The sequence below is a fragment of the Pseudomonas rossensis genome, from assembly GCF_039888995.1.
GTDB lineage: Bacteria > Pseudomonadota > Gammaproteobacteria > Pseudomonadales > Pseudomonadaceae > Aquipseudomonas > Aquipseudomonas rossensis.
The window spans coordinates 1-296 of record NZ_JBBWCB010000358.1 but is presented as its reverse complement, the minus strand read 5'-3'; the positions used below and the strand labels follow the sequence as shown (position 1 = coordinate 296).

The 296-nt window shown below is 63.9% G+C and carries 1 pseudogene; it reads left to right on the top strand.

Annotation, left to right across the window (positions count from 1 at the left end):
• Positions 1-296, top strand: a pseudogene (locus tag WLY71_RS31735) (IS110 family transposase); the annotation flags it as partial.

Here is a 296-nt window from a genome sequence, read left to right as displayed (position 1 = left end):
CTGGCGATTCTGCGGGCTGGTCGCGATGAAAAGATCTACGCAGTGCCGGTCAAAAGCGTTGCGGCGCTGGCAATGCAGGCGTTGCATCGCGCCCGCCAAGGCTATGTGCGTCGACGCACGGCGGTGAGTAATCAGATGCGCGGCCTGCTGCTCGAGCACGGCGTGGCCTTGGCGCAGGGCGATGTTGCGATCAGCCAGAAAATTCCGCGGGTACTGGAAGATGCCACCCAGCCGGTGCCGGGCCTGCTGCGTGAACTGATCGACGAACTGTTGGCCGAGTGGCGCCATTTGGGCGA